Source organism: Melaminivora alkalimesophila (assembly GCF_000282995.1).
Taxonomy (GTDB): domain Bacteria; phylum Pseudomonadota; class Gammaproteobacteria; order Burkholderiales; family Burkholderiaceae_C; genus Melaminivora; species Melaminivora alkalimesophila.
This window is the reverse complement of sequence record NZ_ALEE01000224.1, coordinates 1-3,644: the sequence shown is the minus strand read 5'-3', so window position 1 is coordinate 3,644 and position 3,644 is coordinate 1. Positions and strand designations below refer to the sequence as shown.

Here is a 3,644-nt window from a genome sequence, read left to right as displayed (position 1 = left end):
GCGGCCGCCAGCGCCCCGGCCGGTGCCGTGCCGCGCGCCCGCCAGGGCAAGGGGCCCGTCAACGCCGCCGACGTGCTGGCACTGACTTCCGAGCTGGCCATCATGCTGCGCGCCGGCCTGGCGCTGGACAACGCCCTGCGCGTGCTCATCGACATGAGCCACAAGCCGAGCGTCGGCGCCCTGGTGCAGGGCATCCTGGACGCCGTCAAGGGCGGCACGCCCCTCAGCCGCGCGCTGGCCGCGCACCCGGGCCTGTTCAACGACTTCTACGTCAACATGGTGCGCTCGGGCGAGGTGAGCGGCCAGATGTCGGCCGTGCTGGACCGCCTCGTCGAGCACATGGAGCGCCAGCGCGCCCTGCGCGAGAGCGTGGTCTCGGCCACCATCTACCCCGCCATCCTGCTGGCCGTGGCCGTGCTCTCGCTCGTCGCCATGCTCGGCTTCGTGGTGCCGCAGTTCGAGAAACTCTTCACCGACATGGGCGACGCGCTGCCGCTGCCCACGCGCGTGGTCATGGAGATGGGCCGGGCCTTTCGGCAGTACGGCCTGTTGATCGGCGCGGCGGCGGTGGGGGGCGTCATGCTCCTGCTGCGCTGGCTGCGCTCGCCTGCCGGGCGGCAATGGTGGCAGGCGCGGCTGCTGGGCCTGCCGCTGGTCGGGCGGCTGGCCCAGCGCTACCAGCTCACGCTGTTCGCGCGCTCGCTTGGCACCTTGCTGGGCAATGGCGTGCCCATGCTCACCGCCCTGCACATCGCCACCGACACCGTGGGCAACGCCGTGCTGCGCCAGGCCCTGGCCAAGGTCGCGCCCATCGTCAAGGAGGGCGGCAAGGTCGTGCAGGCGGTGTCCGCCACGGGAATTTTTGAACCTTTGGCCATCAACCTCATCCGAGTGGGAGAGGAGACGGGCCGCATCGGCCCGATGATGCTGGAGCTGTCCAACATCCTCAATCGCGAGGTGGAAACGGGCATCAAGCGCCTGCTGACGCTGGTCGAGCCGGTGCTCATCCTGGTGCTGGGCGTGCTGATCGCGGCCATCATCGTCTCCATCCTGCTCGGGATTCTGTCCATCAATGACCTCGCCGTATAACCCCCTCTTCCGCAAGGAGCCCTCCGCCATGGCGCACGCATCTTTTCCCCGCCGCGCGCGCGGCTTCACCCTGATCGAGCTGCTGGTGGTGCTGGCCATCCTGACGCTGCTCGCCGGCCTGGTGGGCCCGCGCGTGCTCAACCAGCTGGGCGGCGCCAAGTCCAAGACGGCGGCGGTGCAGATCGCCGACATCGAGAAGGCGCTGGAGATCTACAAGCTCGACGTCGGGCGCTACCCCACCAACGAGGAGGGCCTGGCCGCGCTGATGCAACGCCCCGGTTCTGCCTCGGGCTGGAATGGGCCTTACCTCAAGGGCGACGCCGTGCCGACCGACCCCTGGGGCCACCCGTTCCGCTACGCCAACCCCGGCCCGGGCGGTGGGATCGAGATCCTGTCGCTCGGCGCGGACGGTGCGCCCGGTGGCGAGGGCGAGAACGCCGACATCCGCAACGCCCACTGACCTTCCCCTGCGGCGCGGCTTCAGTGCGCGAACGCGGCTTCACGTTGATCGAGCTCATGGTGGTGTTTGCCATCATGGCGCTCATCATGGCGGTGGCCCCGCTGGCCTACGACCGGATGCACGTCGCTGCCCAGTACCGCGAAACCGTGCGCGGCATCGCGACCGGCCTGCGCGCCGCGCGCCAGCACGCCGTGCTCACCGGGCAGGACGCGCTCTTCAGCGTCGATCTGGAGCGGCGCGCCTATGGGTTGCAGGGCGCGCCCGAACGCGCCATCCCCGAAGCCATCTCGGTGCGCGCGACGGTGGCGGCCAGTGAGGCGCAGGAAGGGCGGTTCACCATCCGCTTCCTGGCATCGGGCGGCGCCAGTGGCGGCAGCGTGGACGTGGAGAAACCCTCGGGCGACGGTGTGCGGTTGCGCGTCGACTGGTTCTCCGGCCGGATCGAGCAGGAAGCATTGCAGCCATGAAGCGGCGCCTGTCTGCGTCGGATGGTTTTTCCCTGCTGGAGCTCCTGGTTGCCTTCGCCATCATGGCGATGGCGCTGGGCATGGTCTACCGCGCCACCGGGGGCGCCGTGCGCAGTGTGACCGGCATCGAAGAGCGCCAGCGCGCATTGTGGTTGATCGAGTCGGTGCTGGCCCAGGTGGACGGCGTGCCCGAGCAGGGCCTGGTCCTGGAAGGAGAAGCCCAGGAATTGCGCTGGACCCTGCACACTGCTCCCTACGCGGGGGGCAGCGCTGACCCTGGGGCGCCGCGCCTGCACGAGGTGCAGGTGGTGGTGCATTGGAGCGATGGCGGGCAGCCGCGCCAAGTGGAACTCACGGCCCTGCGCCCCCAGAGGGTGCCACCGACACCCAGGAGTGGGTCATGACGGACGCCGCGCTGCTTTCTCGCAGATGGAGCCGGAAGCAAGCAGGCTTCACGCTGCTCGAAATCCTGGTCGTCATGGCCCTGTTGTCGGTGCTCATGCTGGCCATGGTCTCTGCGCTGCGCGGTGTGGGCCAAGGCGGCGACCGGGTGGAAGCCCGGCTGCAGCAGCTGGACGATGAGCGCCTGGCAGCAGGCTTCCTGCGCAACGCCCTGGGGCGCATCTCGGCCCGTTCAGTGACCACCCCGCGAGGCACTGGGCCGCTGTTCGAGGGCGCGCCGGACCACGTCGCCTGGGTGGGCGTCATGCCGGCACGCTATGGCGCCGGCGGGCGGCACTTCTTCCGGCTGGCCGTCGAGGATATCGACGGGAATTCGGCGCTGGTGCTGCGCTACCTTCCCTGGGTCGACCAGCCGGGCTTCCCCGACTGGAGCGGTGCCCCCTACCAGGTCGTCGTCCCCGGGGTCCAGGCCCTTGGACTGCGCTATGAGGACGCGCGCCAGCCCGATCCGGCCCAAGCGTGGAGCGAAGCGTGGGCGATCGCCGATGACCTGCCTGCCCGCATCGCCCTTCTGATGCAGGGCGAGCGCCTGTCGATGGACCGCATGGTGGTTCCCCTGCGGGTCCTGCCGGCGTCCGACCCGCGCGGCGGCGGTGAGGAAGTCATCGGAGGGGGGAAGATATGAGCTGCCGGCAGCGCGGCCTGGCGCTCGTCGCGGTGTTGTGGCTGGTGGCCGCGCTCAGCCTGATGGCCACGGCCATGACCCAATCCGTGCGCAGCGAGGCGCGCACCACGGCGCGCACGCGCGACCTGGTCGTGGCCTCGGCCCTGGGCGAGTCCGCCATGCAGCTTGCGCTGCAATCGCTGGTGGTCAGCGGCAAGCGCCCGGACCGCCTGGTGCGCGACGAGGTGCCTTACGCGGGTACGCTGGTGGCGGTGCAGGCGGCGCCCCTGAACGGCTACATCGACATCAACCGCGCCCCGGTCGAGCTGCTGGCGCAGATGCTGCAGACCGCCGCCGGGTTGCCGCCAGACCGCGCCGGCCCGCTGGCCCACGCCATCGTCGAGCATCGCACCACCGCCGGCCCCAGCGGTCGGCCCGACACCTTCGAGGCGCCCGAGGACCTGCTGCGCGTTCCCGGGCTGGAATACCCCGTCTATGCCGGCATCGCGCCGCTGGTGACGGCAGGCCTGGGGGGCTCGGGCGGCGTCAACCCGCTGGCGGC

Annotated in this window: 5 protein-coding genes and 1 pseudogene; all 6 read left to right on the top strand. The window is 70.7% G+C overall.

Features of this window, described 5'->3' with window-relative positions:
• The coding region (locus A612_RS03900) for a type II secretion system F family protein (protein ID WP_019373247.1) at positions 1-1,089 on the top strand (1,089 nt) is incomplete at its 5' end.
• A 28-nt stretch (positions 1,090-1,117) separates the two neighbouring features.
• The gene (gene gspG, locus A612_RS03895) at positions 1,118-1,549 is read left to right on the top strand and encodes a type II secretion system major pseudopilin GspG (RefSeq protein WP_019373246.1); all 432 of its coding nucleotides are present in this window, start codon (positions 1,118-1,120) and stop codon (positions 1,547-1,549) included.
• A gap of 23 nt (positions 1,550-1,572) precedes the next feature.
• On the top strand, positions 1,573-2,016 hold the full coding sequence (locus tag A612_RS03890) for a GspH/FimT family pseudopilin (protein WP_019373245.1): 444 nt from the start codon (positions 1,573-1,575) through the stop codon (positions 2,014-2,016).
• Positions 2,013-2,420, top strand: a complete 408-nt coding sequence (locus A612_RS03885) for a PulJ/GspJ family protein (RefSeq protein WP_019373244.1) — start codon at positions 2,013-2,015, stop codon at positions 2,418-2,420. The genes A612_RS03890 and A612_RS03885 overlap by 4 nt, the downstream gene beginning before the upstream one ends.
• A complete protein-coding gene (locus tag A612_RS03880; protein ID WP_019373243.1) occupies positions 2,417-3,103 on the top strand; it encodes a prepilin-type N-terminal cleavage/methylation domain-containing protein in 687 nt (228 codons plus the stop codon). Before A612_RS03885 ends, A612_RS03880 begins: the two co-directional genes overlap by 4 nt.
• Positions 3,100-3,644 (top strand): annotated as a pseudogene (locus A612_RS03875) (type II secretion system protein GspK); the annotation flags it as partial. The gene A612_RS03880 and the pseudogene A612_RS03875, both read left to right, overlap by 4 nt.

Excerpts from the sequence above, each read along its gene's own strand:
- gspG (WP_019373246.1), top strand. The coding sequence starts at position 1,118 with ATGGCGCACGCATCTTTTCCCCGCCGCGCGCGCGGCTTCACCCTGATC.
- A612_RS03885 (WP_019373244.1), top strand. The coding sequence starts at position 2,013 with ATGAAGCGGCGCCTGTCTGCGTCGGATGGTTTTTCCCTGCTGGAGCTC.
- A612_RS03880 (WP_019373243.1), top strand. The coding sequence starts at position 2,417 with ATGACGGACGCCGCGCTGCTTTCTCGCAGATGGAGCCGGAAGCAAGCA.